This is a genomic window from Streptomyces sp. NPDC101234, assembly GCF_044767525.1.
In the GTDB taxonomy this organism is placed as follows: Bacteria; Actinomycetota; Actinomycetes; order Streptomycetales; family Streptomycetaceae; genus Streptomyces; species Streptomyces sasae.
This window is the reverse complement of sequence record NZ_JBIWOA010000003.1, coordinates 126,940-143,882: the sequence shown is the minus strand read 5'-3', so window position 1 is coordinate 143,882 and position 16,943 is coordinate 126,940. Positions and strand designations below refer to the sequence as shown.

The following is a 16,943-nucleotide window of genomic DNA, read 5'->3' as shown; positions in this document are numbered from 1 at the left end:
ACTCCAACTGGAGTCGGACCGGAGGCGTCCCTCAGCGCGGGGAGGCGGCGCAGATGACGTCCGCGGCCGGCAACTCCCCGGTCGCGAGGTAGGCGTTGACCGTCGCGTCGACGCAGTCGCTGCCGTAGACACCGAACACGGCCGCCCGGGTCGGCGTAGTCCAACGGTACGGTGACGTCGGCGCATCGGGCCCCGGCCTTTTCGACGTCCTTGCCGGTGTCGTCGTCCGGCCCGAGCACACAGCTCTTCCAGGTGAGGTGCTGGTGGTGGTAGCGGGCCGGCGGGTCCGGGGCTGGTGGTGGCGTAGTGCCATGAACCCTGCGGACGCGGCAGTTCGAGGGCGCGCGCGATCAACTCACCCGGCTCGAAGTGGCGGTGGCGCAGCCGCTCCGGGTGCTCCCATTCGGGCGCGTCGAGATAGTCGGGCAACCCGACGGTGTGGCGCAGGAGTTGCCTCACGGTGATGTGCCGTCCGTCGTAGCCGTGGGCGTCGATCAGCCCGGGCAGGTAATGGTCGACGGAGGCGTCCGGCGAGAGCCGGTGCTCGGCGGCGAGTTGCAGGACGACGGTCGCGGTGAACGTCTTGGTGACGCTGCCGACGCGCAGCCGGTCGGTGGTGTTCATGGGACGGCCGGTGCGCAGATCCGCCGTACCGGCGGTCTCGGCCCAGCGTCCGCACGGGCCGTCGGCGAGCGCCGAGGCTCCGGGGATGCGGTCGTGTGCGGTGAGCGCGGTCAGCGCCGGGCGGACGTCGTCGTGCGTGCCGCAGCGCTCGGACGGTCCTGGAGACGACGGCCGTGCGGTGACGGCGGGCGCGGCCGCCAGCACGATCGCCGCCACCGATAACGCCAGGACGGACTTCGCGGGAGTCGTTGCCATGCGCCAACACGCCAGGGACCGCCCGTTCCGCGATCACTCCAGCGGGCCGCCGTATCCGGGGTGTGGCCAACCCCCGGGCAGCGGTGGAGCGAACCCCCTGGTGCCTACGCGGATCGGCACTCCGCGAGCCGCTTCTCCAGGAACCTGCGCTCCGCCGCGTTCTCCACCAGCGCCAGCGCCTGTTCGTACGACTCGGCCGCCTCCCGCGTACGCCCCACGCGCCGCAGCAGGTCGGCGCGGGTCGCGGGCAGCAGGTGGTAGCCGGCCAGGTCGTCCTCCGCCGCCAGCTCCGCCACCAGGGCGAGGCCCGCCTCCCCGCCCTCGGCCATGCCCACGGCGACCGCGCGGTTCAGCCGGACCACGGGCGAGGGGACGCACCGCAGGAGTTCGCCGTAGAGGCCGGCGATGTCGGCCCAGTCGGTGTCGGCGGCGGTCGCCGCGGTGGTGTGGCAGGCCGCGATGGCCGCCTGGATCTGGTACGGGCCGGGGCGGCCCCGGCGCAGGGCGCCCTCCAGGAGCGCGGCGCCCTCATCGATCTCCCCCTGGTCCCAGGCCGTGCGGTCCTGGTCCTCCAGGGTCACCAGGTCGCCGGCCGCGTCCACCCGGGTGCCCCGGCGGGCGTCGTGGAGCAGCAGCAGCGCCAGCAGGCCTACGACCTCCGGCTCGTCGGGCATCAGCCGGGCCAGCAGCCGGGCCAGCCGGACGGCCTCGGCACACAGGCCGGAGCGCATCAGGTCGGCGCCGGCCGTGGCCGCGTAGCCCTCGTTGAACAGCAGATACAGCACGCCGAGGACGCCCGTGGTGCGCTCGGGCAGCAGATGCGCGGGCGGCACCCGGTACGGGATGCCGGCGTTGCGGATCTTCCGCTTGGCGCGCACCAGCCGCTGCGCCATCGTCGCCTCGGGCACGAGGAACGCGCGCGCGATCTCGGGTGTGGTCAGCCCGGCGAGGGTGCGCAGGGTCAGCGCGACCCGGGCCTCGATCGGCAGCGCCGGGTGGCAGCAGGTGAAGACCAGCCGCAGCCGGTCGTCCCGCACCCCGCTGTCGTCGCCCTCGTGGTCCGGGTCGTACGGGTCGTAGGGTTCCTCGTCCCGCGTCAGCACCGCCGCCTCCCGCAGCTTCGCCGCCCCGACCGCCTCCCGGCGCAGCACGTCCAGGGCGCGGTTGCGGGCGGTCGTGGTGAGCCATGCACCGGGGCGGCGCGGCACTCCGTCGCGCCGCCACCGTTCGAGCGCCTGGGCGAAGGCGTCCTGCGCGCACTCCTCGGCGAGGTCCCAGTCGCCGGTCACCCGGATCAGGGTGGCGACGACCTGGGCCCACTCCTCGCGGAAGGCGGCGGCGACGGCCTTCTCGACGTCGTCCGTGACACTCACGTGGTGTTCACTCCCAGACCGGCCGCACCTCGACCGAGCCGCCGGCCAGCGCCGCCGGGTGCCGGGAGGCGAGCGCGATGGCCTCGTCGAGGTCGGCGACCTCGATGATGTCGAGGCCCGCGACGTACTCCTTGGTCTCGGCGAACGGCCCGTCGCTCAGCAGCACTTCGTCGCCCTGCACCCGGACGGTGGTCGCGTCGGCGGCGGGCCGCAGCCGGGCACCGCCCTTGACGACGTCCCGGGTGCGGACCTCGTGGATGTACGAGGTGAAGCGCGGGTCCTCGGCGATCTCGGCGGGGCTGAGCTCCTCGCCGCCGACGGGCGTGCAGATGAACAGGACGTACTTCATGACGGCTCCTTCCCGGCCGTCGCCTCCAGCGGCACCGAGACATGTTCATGGGCGATGACCCAGCTGAAGCCGGTGTCCCGGTAGCCGGTGGTCACCCGCACCACCCGGTCCAGGGGCTCCCCGGTCACCCGGGTGCCGCGGATCCGGACGAGGGCGTGGCTGAAGGTGCTGCCCTCCCCGGGTCGCACACGCAGTTCGAGCACCTCGCGGTGCACGGGCCCGCTGAGCGTCGCGAACCACCCCTCGACCGCCTTGCGGAGCGCGGCGATCCCGGACTGCGGCTCGGCCGCGGCGGGCCCGAAGGCCTCCACATCGGGCGCATAGCAGGCCGTCATCCGGTCGACGTCCCGCTCGCGGGCGGCCGCGGTCAGCTCGGCGTCGATCCGGCGCACGGCCGTTCCGGCGTCCTCCACCAGCCCCTCGTCCCAGAACGGGCGCACCTCCATGGCCCCGATGGTCGCCACGGGGTGCTGGGCGGCGATCCGTACGGCCTCCTCCAGGCTGTCGCAGTCGACGACGTCGAACCCGGCGACGTACTCCTTGGTCTCCGCGAACGGCCCGTCGGTCCGCAGCACCTCCCCGTCGCGCACCCGCACGGTGACCGCCGTGTCCGGCAGCCGCAGGCGGTGGCCGTACAGCCGGACCCCGCGGCGGACGCCGTGCTCCTCCACCCAGGGCTCCACCGGTGCCATCCCGGAGGCGTCGGCGGTGTCGTCGCCGCAGACCAGCAGCATGTACTTCATGGTTCCTCCCGGTCCTCAAGAGCTTCTTACACCCCACCGACGAACGGAGCCGGGCGGAATCGACACACCGTGGCCCGGCGGGTGTGTGTGGCCCCGGTCACTGCCACATCCCGTGCCCCCGGGCCAGGACGCCGTGCGGGTCGTGGACGGCCTTGGCCTCGGCCAGCGTTCCCCACTGGCTGCCGTAGTGCTCGCGCCAGTCAGCGGGGGACATCGGCAGCGCGTTGGCCGGGTAGGCCACCGCGCCCTCGGCCCGCGCGTACTCGTACGCCCGGCGGTTGGCGGCCACCATCGGGTCGGCCGCGCCCGGGACGGCCGTGCGCAGCAGGGCGAGCAGATGGACGACCTCGCCGCGCGGGCGCCGGAACAGCGGGGCCCGCAGGGTACGGGTGAGGAGGGGGTAGAGCAGCACCAGGCCGTTCTCGCGCAGGTCCGTGAAGGCCGGGTCCGCGAGGATGCCGGTCACGACGGACGCGGCGGTGTCCTCGGGGAGCAGCAGGTTCAGCCAGGGATGCGGGTGCAGCCACTCGCCGCTGGCGCGCAGCGTCTCCTCGTCGACCGCGACCCGGTCCGCGAACTCGGCGTACCCGAGGTCCTCGATCTCGGCCGTGCCGAAGGAGAGGTCCCCGAGGAGGGCTGTGTCGTCGGGCGGGGTTGGGCCCTGATGGGCGGCCACGGCCTCGACCATGAACCGCCAGCCGTCGACGGTGTCCTCGACGGGGCGGGCCTGGCCTTCGAGGTAGCCGAAGCGCCCGTCCGTGGCGAGCAGGCGCTGGTCGGCCAGGTAGGCGTCGAGATCGGGGTAGTACAGGCAGTAGCGGCGCACCAGGGCGGGCGCGGGGGACAGCCGCAGGGTGGCCCGGACGATGACGGCGACCTGCCCCAGTCCGGCCAGGACCGCGTGGAAGAGCGCGCCATGGTGTTCCGGCGAGCAGACCAGGTGCTCGCCGGCCCCGGTCACCACCTCCAGCTCCAGCACCGAGTCCGCGACCAGTCCGTGCCGGTGGCCGGCGCCGCCCAGCCCGCCGACGCTCAGCACTCCGCCGACGCCGGCCCCCAGGTAGTCGGTGAGGACGGGCGGCGCGAGCCCGTACGGGAGGGTCGCCGTCAGCACGTCACGCCACAGCGCACCCGCCTCGACCTCGACCCGGTCGCCGGTCACCGGCCCGACCGCGCTCAGCTCACGCAGGTCGAGGACGATCCCGCCGGGTGCCTGACCCTGGCCGTACATCGAGTGGCCGCCGGCCCGTGCGGCCACCGGGATCCCGCGCGGCCCGGCGTACGCCAGCGCGTCCCTGACCTCGGCCGCGGACCGCGGCCGCAGCACCCCCAGAGGCGGTGCGCACACCAGGTGACCGAAGTCCTCGGCCGCCTCCCGGAGGGTTTCCGGGCGGGTGTCCAGCAGTTCCACGAACGGTGCGGAGACACGGTCCGACGACGTCACGCGGCACACTCCAAAGAGGCATCGGTCGACACGGGCGGAACCATCTTCCTGGCCGGGCACGACGGACGGACACGGTTTCCCGCTTCGGCACCTCACCCCCACGGTGGGTTTACCGCGCCGGAGACCGGGTCACCCTGTCGTGCACACCGCCGGTATGCCGGGTCCTCCGGTTCGTGACGGAGCCCAGGACGGACCGGGCGTTCCGGGCGGGCGAGGCCCGTGCGGTCCAGGACCGTCGGCGAAACGCCGCGCGGGTGCTTTCCGGAAGCCCCTGAAGCCGCGAATATGCCGCACCATGGACATTCTGCTCGTCGCAAGCGCGTTCAACAGCCTGTCCCAGCGGGTGTACGCCGAACTGTCAGACCTCGGCCACCGGGTGGACGTCGTCCTCGCCGGCCACGGCCCCGACGCCGTCCGCGCCGCGGTACAGGACCGGCGCCCGGAGCTGATCGTCGCGCCGATGCTGAAGACGGCACTCCCCGAGGACGTCTGGCGGGAGCACACCTGCCTGATCGTGCACCCGGGACCGCCCGGCGACCGCGGCCCCTCCTCCCTCGACTGGGCCATCGCCGGACAGGGCCCCAGCTGGGGGGTGACCGTGCTCCAGGCCGAGGCGGCCATGGACGCGGGCGCCGTCTGGGCGAGCGAGCCGTTCCCGGTCGAGCCGGTCGGCAAGAGCGACCTCTACCGGGGCGAGGCCGCCGACGCCGCCCTCACCGCCGTCCACGAGGCCGTACGACGGTACGCGGAGGGCTCGTACAAGCCCCGACCGCAGAGCGACCCCGAGATCCATGGCCGGATCGTCTGGCGTGACGTCTTCCGGCAGGTGCGGCGACGGATCGACTGGGCGGCCGACGACACCGAGGCCGTACTGCGCAAGCTGCGCGGCGCCGACTCGCAGCCGGGGGTCCTGGACGAACTCCTCGGCCGGGAGGTGTTCCTGCACGGAGGGCACCCCGAGGACCGACTGACCGGGGAACCCGGTGAGCTGCTCGCGACGCGGGCGGGCGCGGTCTGCCGGGCCACCCGGGACGGCGCCGTGTGGATCCCCGAACTGCGCCCCCGCAAGAACTCCGGCGACCCCGCCCCCTTCCGCCGCCCCGCGGCCGACGTGCTCGCCGCCCCGGACCTTCCGGAGAGCCCCGCCCCGCTCGAACTGCCCCCGGACCGCCGCACCTGGACCGACATCACCTACCGGCAGCACGGCGACGTCGGCTTCGTGAGGTTCTCCTTCCCCGGCGGGGCGATGAGCACCGACCACTGCCGGCGCCTGCTCGCCGCGTACGAGTACGCACTCGCCCGCCCCACCCGGGTAATCGTGCTCGGCGGCCGGCGCGACTTCTTCTCCAACGGCATCCACCTGAACGTCATCGAGGCCGCCCCGGACCCCGCCGAGGAGTCCTGGACCAACCTGAACGCGATGGACGACCTGGTCGAGGCCGTGCTGCGGACCACCGACCGGCTGGTCGTGGCGGCACTCGGCGGCAACGCGGCGGCCGGCGGCGCCATGCTCGCCCTCGCCGCCGACGAGGTCTGGTGCCGCACCGGCGCCGTCCTCAACCCGCACTACCGGCGGATGGGCCTGTACGGCTCCGAGTTCTGGACGTACACGCTGCCCCGCCGCGTCGGCGCCGAGACCGCCCGGCGGCTCATGGACGAGGCACAGCCGGTGAGCGCGGCGACAGCCGCCCGGACCGGGCTCGTCGACCGGCTGGTGCCGGTGCCCGCACAGGACTTCACCGCCGAGGTCGAGCAGCTGGCGGCCGCGCTCGCCGGCACCCCGGACCTTGACCGCCGGATCGCCGCCAAGGCCGCGGCGCGCCGGGCCGACGAGGCCGTACGGCCGCTCGCCGAGTACCGGAGCGACGAACTCGCCCGGATGCACGCCCTGTTCTTCGACCCCGGCGCCGCCTACCACGCGCTGCGCTCGGACTTCGTCCGCAAGGTCCCCGGCGGTGCCCGGTGACACGGCTGCTGGTGGCGGGCGTCGGCAACATCTTCCTCGGGGACGACGCCTTCGGCCCCGAGGTGATCCGCGCCCTGGCGGAGTGCCCCCTGCCGCCCGAGGTGAGGGTCCGGGACTTCGGCATCCGGGGCATGGACCTCGCCTACGAACTGCTGGACGGCTGGACGGTCGCCGTGCTCGTGGACGCGGCCGCCCGCGGCGAACGCCCCGGCACCCTGTCCCTGGTCGCGCCCGAACCGCCCGACGGCCGCTCGGCGGCCCCGCCCGAGGCACACGGCATGGACCCGGCGAAGGTGCTGGCCCTGGCCACCCACCTCGGCGACGAACCCCTGCCCCGCGTCCTCGTCCTCGCCTGCGAGCCCGGCGAGCTGCCGCGCGGCGACGAGGACATCGCCCCCGGCCTGAGCGAGCCCGTCCGGGACGCGGTGGGGCGAGCCGTCGCGGCCCTGCACACCCTGGTCCCGGCGCTGCTGGCGGATCCCCTGGTCACGCCTTCGTTGGCCCGCCCGGAGGAATCCGCGGGCCGCGCCGCGGCCGGGCTCCCGCACACCGCCGCCACCGGCGCGGAGGATCGCTGACGGACCAGTACCCGGACCGGGACCAGCCCGCTCCGAAGGTTCGTCCCGAGCCCAGCGACCCAGAGCGGAGCACCCATGTGTCAGTCGGAGGAGGTCACCCGGGCCGTCCTGGCCAGGAACGACGGCCTGGCCGCGAGCCTGCGCGACGACCTGACCGCGCGCGGGGTGAGCGTGGTGAACCTGCTCTCCAGTCCCGGCAGCGGCAAGACCGAACTGCTCGGCCGGGTGCTCGCCCGGGCACGGGAACGGGACGTGCCCGTCGCCGCCTTCACCGCCGACCTCGCGACCGAGAACGACGCCGTGCGCCTGGCCCGTTCCGGAGCGCCGGTGAAACAGCTGCTGACCGACGGGCTGTGCCATCTGGAGGCCCGGCAGATCCGCGGCCATCTTGAGGGCTGGCTGCCCACCGACACCGCTCTGCTGTTCGTCGAGAACGTCGGCAACCTGGTCTGCCCGGCCTCCTACGACCTCGGCGAACACCTGCGGATCGTGCTGATGGCGGTGACGGAGGGCGAGGACAAGCCCTCGAAGTACCCGACCGCCTTCGGCTCCGCGCACCTGGTCGTCCTCACCAAGACCGACCTCGCCGGACCGGCCGGCTTCGACGCGACCGCCTTCGCCGACCACGTACGGCGGGTCAACCCCGGGGTGGAGATCGTGCGTTCCTGCGCCCGCACCGGCGAGGGCGTCGACACGGTCCTCGACCGGGTGCTCGCCGTCCGGGACGGCGCCCCCGTGCACCGTCCGCCCCTCGCCCCGCACCCGCACGGTCACGTCCACGCCCCGACCGCCTCGTGACCGCCGCGTCCACCACGGCGGCGGCCGTCCGCCGGCGCGTCACCGTGCGCGGGACCGTGCAGGGCGTGGGCTTCCGCCCGTACGTCCACCGGCTGGCCGTCGATCTCGCGCTCGCCGGATTCGTCGGCAACACGGCGAACGGAGTGATCGTCGAGGTCGAGGGCCCGGCGGCCGACGTCGACCGGTTCTGCGAGCGGCTGGCCACCGAGCCGCCGCCGCTGGCCACCGTGACCGCGGTGGGTGTGGAGGAGGTACCCGTCACCGGCGCGGACCCCGGCTTCACGATCCGTGCCTCCGAGCAGTCGGCCCCGGGCCGTACCCTCCTCCCACCCGACACCGCGACCTGCGCCGACTGCCTGCGCGAACTGTCCGATCCGGCCGACCACCGCCACCGGCACCCCTTCATCACCTGCACCCACTGCGGGCCCCGCTTCACCATCGCCACCGGGATGCCGTACGACCGCGCGGTCACCACGATGTCCGGCTTCCCCATGTGCACCGGCTGCGCCCGGGAGTACGGCGCCCCGACCGACCGCCGCTTCCACGCCCAGCCCGTCGCGTGCCCGGACTGCGGGCCCCGGCTGCGGCTGGTGCCCGCCGCCGGCAGCGGAGTGAGAGCCGCTCGCGACGGTGACGCCCTCTCACGGGCGCGAGAGCTGCTCGCCGCCGGGCGGATCGTCGCCGTGAAGGGCATCGGCGGCTACCACCTGGCCTGCGACGCCGCCGACGTCCGGGCCGTCGACACCCTGCGCACCAGAAAGGCACGCGGCGACAAGCCGTTCGCCGTGATGTGCGCGGACCTCGGCGAGGCGGAGCGGATCGCCGAGGTCGGGACGGCCGAACGAGCCGCCCTCATCGGCCCCCGGCGCCCCATCGTCCTCCTCCGCCCCCGTCGCGGGGTGCGGCTGGCACCCGGCCTCTGCCCCGGCAGCCCGCACCTCGGCGTGATGCTGCCCTACACCCCCGTCCACACCCTCCTCTTCGGCCTCCCCGGCGACCCGCCCGGCCCCCGCGTCCTCGTCATGACCAGCGGCAACCGCTCGGGCGAACCGATTGTCACGGACGACGACGAGGCCCTGACCCGGCTCTTCGGACTGGCCGACGCCTGGCTCGCCCACGACCGGCCCATCGCCTCGCCCTGCGACGACTCCCTGCTGAGGGTGCGCGCCGACGGCACCGAGCAGGTGCTGCGCCGCTCCCGCGGGTATGTGCCGCGTCCGCTGCGCCTGCCCGTCCCGGTGCGGCCCGCGCTCGCGGTGGGCGGTGACCTCAAGAACGCGCTCTGCGTCGGCGAGGGCGAACTTGCCTGGTTCGGGCCGCACATCGGCGACATGGGCGACCTGGCCACCCTGGAGGCCGCCACCCGCGCCGAACGGCATCTGCACCGGCTGACCGGAATCCGCCCCGAGCTCGTCGCCGCCGACCGCCACCCCGGTTACCACTCGTCCGCCTGGGCACGTCGGTACGCCCATCAGCTCCCGCCGGCGCACGGCACTCGGTTCCCGCCGGAACACACCGGTCGACTCCCGCTGAGTAAGCCGGTGTTCGTCCAGCACCACCACGCCCACATCGCCGCCGCCATGGCAGAGGCCGGCCTCGACGGCACCACACCCGTCATCGGCGTCGCCTTCGACGGCACCGGCTACGGCGACGACGGCACCGTCTGGGGCGGCGAGGTCCTCGTCGCCGACTACACCGGCTACCGGCGCCTCGCCCACCTCGCCCCGGCCCCACTGCCCGGCGGGGACGCGGGCGTGGCCAACCCGTGCCGGACGGCGCTGGCCCGGCTGTGGGCGGCCGGTGTGCCGTGGGATGCGGACCTGCCCTGTGTCGCCGCCGGCTCCCGCGAGGAACTCACGCTGCTGGCACGGCAGTTGCCGAGTCAGGTCGGCTGCGTGGCCACCTCCAGCATGGGCCGTCTCTTCGACGCCGTGTCCTCCCTCGCAGGGGTCTGCCACCGCGCGGGATACGAGGCCCAGGCCGCCCTGGAGCTGGAGGCACAGGCCTGCCCGGCCTGGGACGAGGACACGGCCGCGTACTCCTTCGGCGACCGCTTCGACCCGGCCCCCGCCCTGCGCGCGATCGTCACCGACCTGCGGTGCGGCACCCCGGCCCCGGTCATCGCGGCCCGCTTCCACCGCGGCGTCGCCCAGGCCGTCCTGGGCCTGTGCCGACGCGCACGCGCGGTCACCGGACTGAGCACCGTCGCCCTCACCGGAGGGGTGTTCGCCAACGCCCTGCTGGAGAGCGCGAGCACCGACCTGCTGCACGGCGCCGGATTCACGGTCCTGCTGCACGGCGAAGTCCCCCCGAACGACGGCGGGTTGGCCCTCGGGCAGCTGATGGTCGCGGCCCATGAACCGGCCGCGGCCCGTGAATCGGCTGCCGCCCGGGCACGGGCTATGGCCGAACCGGCTTCGGCCGAATCGGCTCCGGCCCATGAACGACCTGACGACGACCGACGGAAAGCAGTCAGCGACGAGACGGAGTGACCCATGTGTCTGGCAGTGCCCGGCAGAGTCGTGAGCATCGACGACACCGCCGATCCCCTCACCGGCCTGATCGACTTCGGCGGAGTGCAGAAGCAGGCGTGTCTGGAGTACGTCTCGGACGTGCGGGTGGGCGAGTACGTCATCGTCCATGTGGGCTTCGCCCTGCAGCGACTCGACGAGGAGTCGGCTCTGGCCTCCCTCAAGCTCTTCGAGGAACTGGGGCTTCTCGAGGAGGAGTTCGGCGACGCCTGGCAGCAGGCGGCCCGGCAGGCCGAGGGGAGCGAGTCCCGGTGAAGTACCTCGACGAGTTCAACGACCCCAAGCTGGCCCGCCGCCTGCTGGACGAGATCCGGGCCACCGTGACCCGGCCCTGGGCCCTGATGGAGGTGTGCGGCGGCCAGACCCACTCCATCATTCGGCACGGCATCGACCAACTCCTGCCCGATGAGGTGGAGTTGATCCACGGTCCCGGCTGCCCGGTCTGTGTGACCCCGCTGGAGTGCATCGACAAGGCGCTGGAGATCGCCGCCCGTCCGGACGTGATCTTCTGCTCGTTCGGCGACATGCTCCGCGTCCCCGGCACCGACCGGGACCTGTTCCGGGTCAAGGGCGAGGGAGGCGACGTCCGCGTGGTGTACTCACCGCTCGACGCGCTCCAGCTGGCCCGGCGCCACCCGGACCGTCAGGTGGTGTTCTTCGCCATCGGCTTCGAGACCACCGCCCCCGCCAACGCCATGGCCGTCCACCAGGCCAGGCGCCTCGGCCTGACCAACTTCACCCTCCTGGTCTCCCATGTCCGGGTCCCCCCGGCCATCGAGGCCATCATGACCGCGCCCAGCTGCCGGGTGCAGGGCTTCCTGGCCGCCGGGCACGTGTGCAGCGTGATGGGCATGGCCGAGTACCCGGAGCTGGCCGAACGGCACCGTGTGCCGATCGTGGTCACCGGCTTCGAACCGCTCGACATCCTGGAGGGAATCCGCCGCACCGTCCGCCAACTGGAGCGCGGCGAGCACCGGGTGGAGAACGCCTACGCCCGTGCCGTGCGCACGGACGGCAACCCGGCCGCGATCCGCATGATCGAGGAGGTCTTCGAGGTCACCGACCGCTCCTGGCGCGGCATCGGCCGGATCCCCGCCAGCGGCTGGCGGCTGACCGAGGCCTACCGGGACCACGACGCCGAGCACCGCTTCGACGTCACCGGCATCCGCACCGAGGAACCCGCCGAGTGCCGCGCCGGCGAGATCCTGCAGGGGCTCATCAAGCCCACGGACTGCGCGGCCTTCGGCACCACCTGCACCCCGCGCACCCCGCTCGGCGCCACCATGGTCTCCAGCGAGGGCGCCTGTGCCGCCTACTACCTCTACCGCCGGATGTCCGAACCGGCGCACCCGCGCGAGGAGATGAACCCCGTTGGCTGAGCAGACCCTCGTCGACCCCGCGAACTGGAGCTGCCCGGCGCCGATCCGCGACCAGCCGGTCGTGGTGATGGGCCACGGCGGAGGCGGCGCCCTCTCCGCCGAACTGATCGAGCAGATCTTCGCCCCCGCCTACGGCAACGCCCTGCTCGCCGGGATGACCGACTCCGCGGTCCTCCAGCTCGGCGGCGCCAGGCTGGCCCTCTCCACCGACTCCTACGTGGTACGGCCGCTCTTCTTCCCCGGCGGCTGCCTCGGCGACCTCGCCGTCAACGGCACCGTCAACGACCTCGCGATGAGCGGTGCCCGGCCTGCCTACCTCTCCGCCGCCTTCGTGCTGGAGGAGGGCGTGCAGCTGTCCGTGGTCGAACGCATCGCCCAGGCCATGGGCACGGCGGCCGAGACGGCCGGAGTCACCATCGCCACCGGTGACACCAAGGTGGTCGAGGCCGGGCACGGGGACGGGGTGTACGTCACCACCGCCGGGGTCGGCCTTGTCCCCGAGCGGGTCGACATCCGGCCGCAGCGGGCCCGGCCCGGGGACGCCGTCATCGTCAGCGGGCCGATCGGCCTGCACGGGGTGGCCGTACTCAGCGTGCGCGAGGGGCTGGAGTTCGGCGTCGAGATCGCCAGCGACACCGCGTCCCTCGCCGACCTGGTGGCGACCATGCTGGACGTCACCCCCGACATCCACGTCCTGCGCGACCCGACCCGGGGCGGTCTGGCCGCCTCGCTCAACGAGATCGCCCGCGCCTCGGGAACCGGGGTACGGCTGAACGAGCGGGCCATTCCGGTACCGGACGCGGTCGCGAGCGCCTGCGGTTTCCTCGGGCTCGACCCGCTCTATGTCGCCAACGAGGGCTGCCTGGTGGCTTTCGTCCCGCCGACGGAGGCCGACGCCGTGCTCGACGCGATGCGCGCCCATCCGCAGGGGGCGGGCGCGACCCGGATCGGCGAGTGCGTGACCGAGCACCCCGGCATGGTGGTCGTCGCGACCGGCCTGGGCGGCACCCGGGTCGTCGACCTCCCGCTCGGGGAGCAGCTGCCCCGCATCTGCTGACGACAGGATCTGCTGACGACGGGATCCGCCGATGAGATGAGAAGGCGATGACCCCGCCGGTGCCGTACGGCACCGGCGGGGTCATTCGACCGCGGTGATCTCCAGTTCCCGGCCGCTGCGCAGCTCGGTGGAGGGCCGGTCACAGCGCGGGCACCAGAAGAACGGCGGCATACCCACCGCGAACTCCTCGGCGCACGGACCGCACCAGGCCCGCGCCGTCACCTGCTCGACCACCAGCCGGGCCCCGGCCAGGGCCGTGCCGTCGCGGGCCATCTCGAAGGCGAAGTCCAGGGCGTCGGGGACGACCCCGGACAGTTCGCCGACCCGGACGGTCACCGCGGAGACACTGTCCGCGCCGTCCGCCCGGGCCCACTCGTCGGCCTGCTCCACGATCGCGGTCGCGATCGACAGTTCGTGCACGACCCGCTCACGGATACCGGTGACCGGCGCGCAGCCCGCCCGCGATGCGCCAGATCTTCATCTCGCGCATCAGACTGGGAATGTTGGTGGCGAGCAGCGCCAGGACCAGGGCGCCCACCACGGCGATCTCCGCGGTCAGCACGGTCTGGGCCGCCGTTCCTGTCCTCTTGTGTCGGTCCTTCATGTGGGGAACTCCCTGATCTGTGTCATCCGGGCGGGATGTTCGGCATGACGTCCAGCAGGGCGTCGTGACGTTTCCAGTCGATGTTGGTCGAGCGCCGCGCGTCGGCGGTGCCGTCCTGGTGGTGACCTGCCTGCTTCTTGTAGGGACCCTCGTTGCCCTCGTGTATGCCGGGCACGTGGGACGGTGTGTCGGGCCGCGTCTGGGGGCGGCCGACTCGGATCTCGCCCATGGGGTTTCTCCTTCCTGTGGTGCCGTTCTTCGAGGCCGTCCGGTGTCAGGACCGCTCGGTGAGCTCCTCGAAGAAACGCTCGACGGCCGGCCACATCCGGCCGCCGCCGGACAGGCCGCGCCATTCGCGGCGGATCACGGCGAGCATGCGGAAGCAGTCGTCGATCGGTGTGATCCAGTGGTGGTCCTGACCGTGGACGGTGTTGACCAGCAACGCCTCCACGTCCGGTGTCATACCGGCGAGCGGCGGACAGCCGGCGACCGCCCGCTGCCAGGCCGCCGCGTCCACCTCCCAGCGCATGGCACCCGCCGGGCTCGGCCCCTCCGCGGTGACCGACCCGTCGGCGCGCGGTACGAAGAAGACCAGCCCGACCGGGACCCCGAGGGCCGCCGTGTCGACCTTCGGGAGGCGGACCCGGCGGGTGGGGACCAGCCGGAGCCGGCCCTCACCCTGCAGGGTCTCGGCGAACAGCACCGAGCAGGGCCGGCAGGCACAGCGGACCTCGGCCTGCCCGGTGTCGTACAGATGCGGATGGTCCTCGGCCACCGGGGCGGCGCACAGGTCGCACACCTCCGCCCCGGCCGCTGTCTGCAGGTCGGCCGAGGAACGGATGAGGCGGGCCAGGGCCCCTTCGACGCTCACCGGGCCTCCTGTGACCGGCGCAGGGAGTCCAGGGGGACGAAGGCGGGCGCCGGGGCCTCGGGCACCGGCTGCACGTCGGCGAGCTCGGGAGCCGCGGCGAGCACCGCCTCCCGGACGACGTCGGTCACCTCCGTCGTACCTCCGCCGCACCCGGAACCGCAACCGCCGCCCGTGGCCAGCCGCACCCGGCCCACCTCGCCCTCCACACCGGCCCACTCGACGTCGCCGCCGCGCTCGCGCACGGCGGGGCGCAGCCGCTCGACCGCGCGGGCGGCCCGGCACTCGGGGGAGTCGGGATGGATGTCGTGCAGGACCATGAGGTGGTCGAGGAGCTCGTCGTCGGCGAGCCGCTCGGCCAGCGGCGCGTCGGCGCCGTCGAGGATCCGGGCGAGCGCCTCGCCGTAGACCTCGGCCAGCAGCCGGACCGCCTCGACGGCGGAGCTGCCGAGCGGGCCCGGGGCGGACTCCAGGCTCTCCAGCAGCGAGTCGAGGCGGGCCAGCCGCGCCTCGACCGCCGGGCCGTCGAGCCGCCCGATGCCGGCCGTCACCTCAGCCGTCACACCGGCCGTCACATCAGCCATGACTCGCTCCGTAGGTCGGCGAGTGGGTGACGGTCAGTGTCTTGCCCTTGCTCGTGTACATGTGGACACCGCACGGCAGACAGGGGTCGAAGCTGCGGACCGTGCGCATGATGTCGACGCCCTTGAAGTCGTCGGGGCCGTTCTCCTCGAAGATCGGCTGGTTCATGACGGCGTCCTCGTAGGGGCCGGGGGTGCCGAACTTGTCGCGGGGGCTGGCGTTCCACGGGGTCGGCGGGTACGGGTGGTAGTTGGCGATCTTCTTGTCCTTGATCACCAGGTGGTGGGAGAGGACACCGCGCACGGCCTCGTGGAAGCCGCAGCCGATCGCCTCGTCCGGCACCTCGAAGTCCTCGAACACCTTGGTGTCGCCGGACCGCACAAGACCCATCGCCTCGTCCAGGAACTGCAGGGCCATCGCCGCCGCGTAGGCGACGAAGTACGGCCGGGCGCGGTCCCGTTCGAGGGTGTTGGACCACTTCGGGATCTTCCACTCCAGCGTGGTCTCCGGCAGGCTCTCGCCCTTGGGCAGCGAGATGCGGACGCTGTGGCCGGTGGCCTTGATGTACGGCGTGTCGACGATGCCGCTCAGCGCGGTCGACCAGAGCCGGGCCAGCGGGCCGCCGCCGGTGTCGAGGGCAAGGTGGTCGCCGGTGCGCTGGTCGAACCAGCGCGGGCTCATCACCCAGCTGTAGTTGCCCTCGAAGTCCCGCTTCTGCGGCACCGGGAGAGTGGTCTGGTTCCACGGGTGCCGCATGTCGACGGGGTTGCCCAGCGGGTCGTGGGTGACGAACGGGTCCTCGTTGACCCAGTCCTCGTAGAACGAGCTGCCCAGCATGATCCTGAGGCCGAGGTTGATGTCGACCAGGTTGTTGGTGACCAGTTCGCCGTCGACCACGATGCCCGGGGTGACGTACATCGCCTTGCCCCAGCGGTCCATGTTCTCGTACTTGTAGTCGACGACCTTCGGGTCCTGCCAGGCGCCCCAACAGCCGAGCAGGATACGGCGCTTGCCGACCTCCTCGTAGCCGGGCAGCGCCTCGTAGAAGAAGTCGAAGACGTCGTCGTTCATGGCGACGGCCTTCTTCACGAAGTCGATGACGTGCATCAGCCGGCTGAGGTAGTCGGTGAACGCGGTCGGCGACGGCATGGTGCCGACACCGCCCGGATACAGCGTGGAGGGGTGCACATGGCGGCCCTCCATCAGGCAGAACATCTCGCGGGTGGTGCGGGAGACCTTCAGGGCCTCCTTGTAGACCTCGCCCTCGAAGGGGTTGAAGGCCTTCATGATGTCCGCGATGGTCCGGTAGCCGTGGATGTCACCGCGCGGCGCGGTGGTCTTCTGCGCGCGGGCCAGGACGCTCGGGTTGGTGGCCTTGACCATCTGCTCGCAGAAGTCCACGAAGACCAGGTTGTCCTGGAAGATCGTGTGGTCGAACATGTACTCGGCCGCCTCGCCGAGGTTCACGATGTGCTCGGCCAGCGGCGGCGGCTTCACGCCGTACGCCATCTGCTGGGCGTAGTCGGAGCAGGTGGTGTGGTTGTCACCGCAGATACCGCAGATCCGTGAGGTGATGAAGCCCGCGTCACGCGGGTCCTTCCCCTTCATGAAGACGGAGTAGCCGCGGAACAGGGAGGAGGTGCTGTGGCACTCCACGACCTCCCGGTTGGCGAAGTCGATCTTCGTGTAGATGCCCAGGTTTCCGATGATCCGGGTGATCGGATCCCAGGACATGTCCACGATCTGCGCGGGCTTGCGCCCTTTCTGCCGGGCCTCGGTTGTCATCGGTGTT

General features: G+C 72.9%; 18 protein-coding genes and 1 pseudogene. 7 read left to right on the top strand and 12 right to left on the bottom strand.

Going from position 1 to position 16,943, the window contains the following annotated elements; all coding sequences use genetic code 11:
* Positions 1-31: 31 nt before the first annotated feature.
* From ACIRR9_RS07135 to ACIRR9_RS07110, 6 genes and pseudogenes are all read right to left on the bottom strand, one after another.
* On the bottom strand, positions 32-139 hold the full coding sequence (locus ACIRR9_RS07135) for an alpha/beta hydrolase (protein WP_403748458.1): 108 nt from the start codon (positions 137-139) through the stop codon (positions 32-34).
* A 218-nt stretch (positions 140-357) separates the two neighbouring features.
* Positions 358-879 (bottom strand): annotated as a pseudogene (locus ACIRR9_RS07130) (serine hydrolase domain-containing protein); the annotation flags it as partial.
* 104 nt (positions 880-983) lie between these two features.
* Positions 984-2,252, bottom strand: a complete 1,269-nt coding sequence (locus ACIRR9_RS07125) for an RNA polymerase sigma factor (RefSeq protein WP_403748455.1) — start codon at positions 2,250-2,252, stop codon at positions 984-986.
* A gap of 7 nt (positions 2,253-2,259) precedes the next feature.
* Entirely contained in the window at positions 2,260-2,601 is a 342-nt protein-coding gene (locus ACIRR9_RS07120; RefSeq protein WP_123979518.1) for a YciI family protein, read from the bottom strand.
* Positions 2,598-3,344 carry a nuclear transport factor 2 family protein gene (locus tag ACIRR9_RS07115; RefSeq protein WP_403748453.1) on the bottom strand — a complete coding sequence of 249 codons (747 nt, stop codon included), beginning with the start codon at positions 3,342-3,344 and terminating at the stop codon, positions 2,598-2,600. Before ACIRR9_RS07115 ends, ACIRR9_RS07120 begins: the two co-directional genes overlap by 4 nt.
* A 97-nt stretch (positions 3,345-3,441) precedes the next feature.
* The gene (locus tag ACIRR9_RS07110) at positions 3,442-4,788 is read right to left on the bottom strand and encodes an FAD-binding protein (RefSeq protein WP_403748450.1); all 1,347 of its coding nucleotides are present in this window, start codon (positions 4,786-4,788) and stop codon (positions 3,442-3,444) included.
* Positions 4,789-5,083: 295 nt separating this feature from the next.
* Between ACIRR9_RS07110 and ACIRR9_RS07105 the strand changes: the two genes are divergently transcribed.
* The 7 genes from ACIRR9_RS07105 (at position 5,084) to hypE (ending at position 13,097) form a co-directional block, all read left to right on the top strand.
* Positions 5,084-6,754 carry a hydrogenase maturation protein gene (locus ACIRR9_RS07105; RefSeq protein WP_403748448.1) on the top strand — a complete coding sequence of 557 codons (1,671 nt, stop codon included), beginning with the start codon at positions 5,084-5,086 and terminating at the stop codon, positions 6,752-6,754.
* Positions 6,751-7,332, top strand: a complete 582-nt coding sequence (locus ACIRR9_RS07100) for a hydrogenase maturation protease (RefSeq protein ID WP_403748446.1) — start codon at positions 6,751-6,753, stop codon at positions 7,330-7,332. Before ACIRR9_RS07105 ends, ACIRR9_RS07100 begins: the two co-directional genes overlap by 4 nt.
* A 75-nt stretch (positions 7,333-7,407) precedes the next feature.
* Positions 7,408-8,130 (top strand): hydrogenase nickel incorporation protein HypB, encoded by a 723-nt coding sequence (hypB, locus tag ACIRR9_RS07095; RefSeq protein WP_403748444.1) that lies wholly within the window; start codon positions 7,408-7,410, stop codon positions 8,128-8,130.
* Positions 8,127-10,622, top strand: a complete 2,496-nt coding sequence (gene hypF, locus ACIRR9_RS07090) for a carbamoyltransferase HypF (RefSeq protein ID WP_403748442.1) — start codon at positions 8,127-8,129, stop codon at positions 10,620-10,622. The genes hypB and hypF overlap by 4 nt, the downstream gene beginning before the upstream one ends.
* 3 nt (positions 10,623-10,625) lie before the next feature.
* Complete coding sequence (locus ACIRR9_RS07085) at positions 10,626-10,916, top strand: HypC/HybG/HupF family hydrogenase formation chaperone (protein ID WP_403748441.1); 291 nt, start codon at positions 10,626-10,628, stop codon at positions 10,914-10,916.
* The gene (gene hypD, locus ACIRR9_RS07080; protein ID WP_403748439.1) at positions 10,913-12,040 is read left to right on the top strand and encodes a hydrogenase formation protein HypD; all 1,128 of its coding nucleotides are present in this window, start codon (positions 10,913-10,915) and stop codon (positions 12,038-12,040) included. Before ACIRR9_RS07085 ends, hypD begins: the two co-directional genes overlap by 4 nt.
* Before the next feature lie 67 nt (positions 12,041-12,107).
* Positions 12,108-13,097, top strand: coding sequence for a hydrogenase expression/formation protein HypE (gene hypE, locus ACIRR9_RS07075; protein WP_403749007.1), 990 nt, complete (start codon positions 12,108-12,110; stop codon positions 13,095-13,097).
* 81 nt (positions 13,098-13,178) lie between these two features.
* On the opposite strand, the gene hypA is transcribed toward hypE, so the two are convergent.
* The 6 genes from hypA to ACIRR9_RS07045 are packed head-to-tail and all read right to left on the bottom strand — an operon-like array spanning position 13,179 to position 16,936.
* Positions 13,179-13,517: a hydrogenase maturation nickel metallochaperone HypA gene (hypA, locus tag ACIRR9_RS07070; protein ID WP_403748437.1), complete on the bottom strand. Its 339-nt coding sequence runs from the start codon at positions 13,515-13,517 to the stop codon at positions 13,179-13,181.
* Positions 13,518-13,524: 7 nt separating this feature from the next.
* Positions 13,525-13,701 carry a hypothetical protein gene (locus ACIRR9_RS07065; RefSeq protein WP_403748435.1) on the bottom strand — a complete coding sequence of 59 codons (177 nt, stop codon included), beginning with the start codon at positions 13,699-13,701 and terminating at the stop codon, positions 13,525-13,527.
* Positions 13,702-13,723: 22 nt separating this feature from the next.
* Positions 13,724-13,930 (bottom strand): hypothetical protein, encoded by a 207-nt coding sequence (locus ACIRR9_RS07060; protein ID WP_403748432.1) that lies wholly within the window; start codon positions 13,928-13,930, stop codon positions 13,724-13,726.
* Positions 13,931-13,975: 45 nt separating this feature from the next.
* Entirely contained in the window at positions 13,976-14,572 is a 597-nt protein-coding gene (locus ACIRR9_RS07055; protein ID WP_365336447.1) for a DUF5947 family protein, read from the bottom strand.
* The gene (locus tag ACIRR9_RS07050) at positions 14,569-15,153 is read right to left on the bottom strand and encodes a NifU family protein (protein WP_403748431.1); all 585 of its coding nucleotides are present in this window, start codon (positions 15,151-15,153) and stop codon (positions 14,569-14,571) included. Before ACIRR9_RS07050 ends, ACIRR9_RS07055 begins: the two co-directional genes overlap by 4 nt.
* Positions 15,146-16,936, bottom strand: a complete 1,791-nt coding sequence (locus tag ACIRR9_RS07045; protein WP_403748430.1) for a nickel-dependent hydrogenase large subunit — start codon at positions 16,934-16,936, stop codon at positions 15,146-15,148. Before ACIRR9_RS07045 ends, ACIRR9_RS07050 begins: the two co-directional genes overlap by 8 nt.
* Positions 16,937-16,943: the final 7 nt, after the last annotated feature.

Bases quoted from the DNA above. Each gene is read 5' to 3' on its own strand.
- ACIRR9_RS07120 (WP_123979518.1), bottom strand. From the start codon at position 2,601: ATGAAGTACGTCCTGTTCATCTGCACGCCCGTCGGCGGCGAGGAGCTC.
- ACIRR9_RS07115 (WP_403748453.1), bottom strand. From the start codon at position 3,344: ATGAAGTACATGCTGCTGGTCTGCGGCGACGACACCGCCGACGCCTCC.
- ACIRR9_RS07105 (WP_403748448.1), top strand. From the start codon at position 5,084: ATGGACATTCTGCTCGTCGCAAGCGCGTTCAACAGCCTGTCCCAGCGG.
- hypB (WP_403748444.1), top strand. From the start codon at position 7,408: ATGTGTCAGTCGGAGGAGGTCACCCGGGCCGTCCTGGCCAGGAACGAC.
- ACIRR9_RS07085 (WP_403748441.1), top strand. From the start codon at position 10,626: ATGTGTCTGGCAGTGCCCGGCAGAGTCGTGAGCATCGACGACACCGCC.
- hypE (WP_403749007.1), top strand. From the start codon at position 12,108: ATGGGCCACGGCGGAGGCGGCGCCCTCTCCGCCGAACTGATCGAGCAG.
- ACIRR9_RS07065 (WP_403748435.1), bottom strand. From the start codon at position 13,701: ATGAAGGACCGACACAAGAGGACAGGAACGGCGGCCCAGACCGTGCTG.
- ACIRR9_RS07060 (WP_403748432.1), bottom strand. From the start codon at position 13,930: ATGGGCGAGATCCGAGTCGGCCGCCCCCAGACGCGGCCCGACACACCG.
- ACIRR9_RS07050 (WP_403748431.1), bottom strand. From the start codon at position 15,153: ATGGCTGATGTGACGGCCGGTGTGACGGCTGAGGTGACGGCCGGCATC.
- ACIRR9_RS07045 (WP_403748430.1), bottom strand. From the start codon at position 16,936: ATGACAACCGAGGCCCGGCAGAAAGGGCGCAAGCCCGCGCAGATCGTG.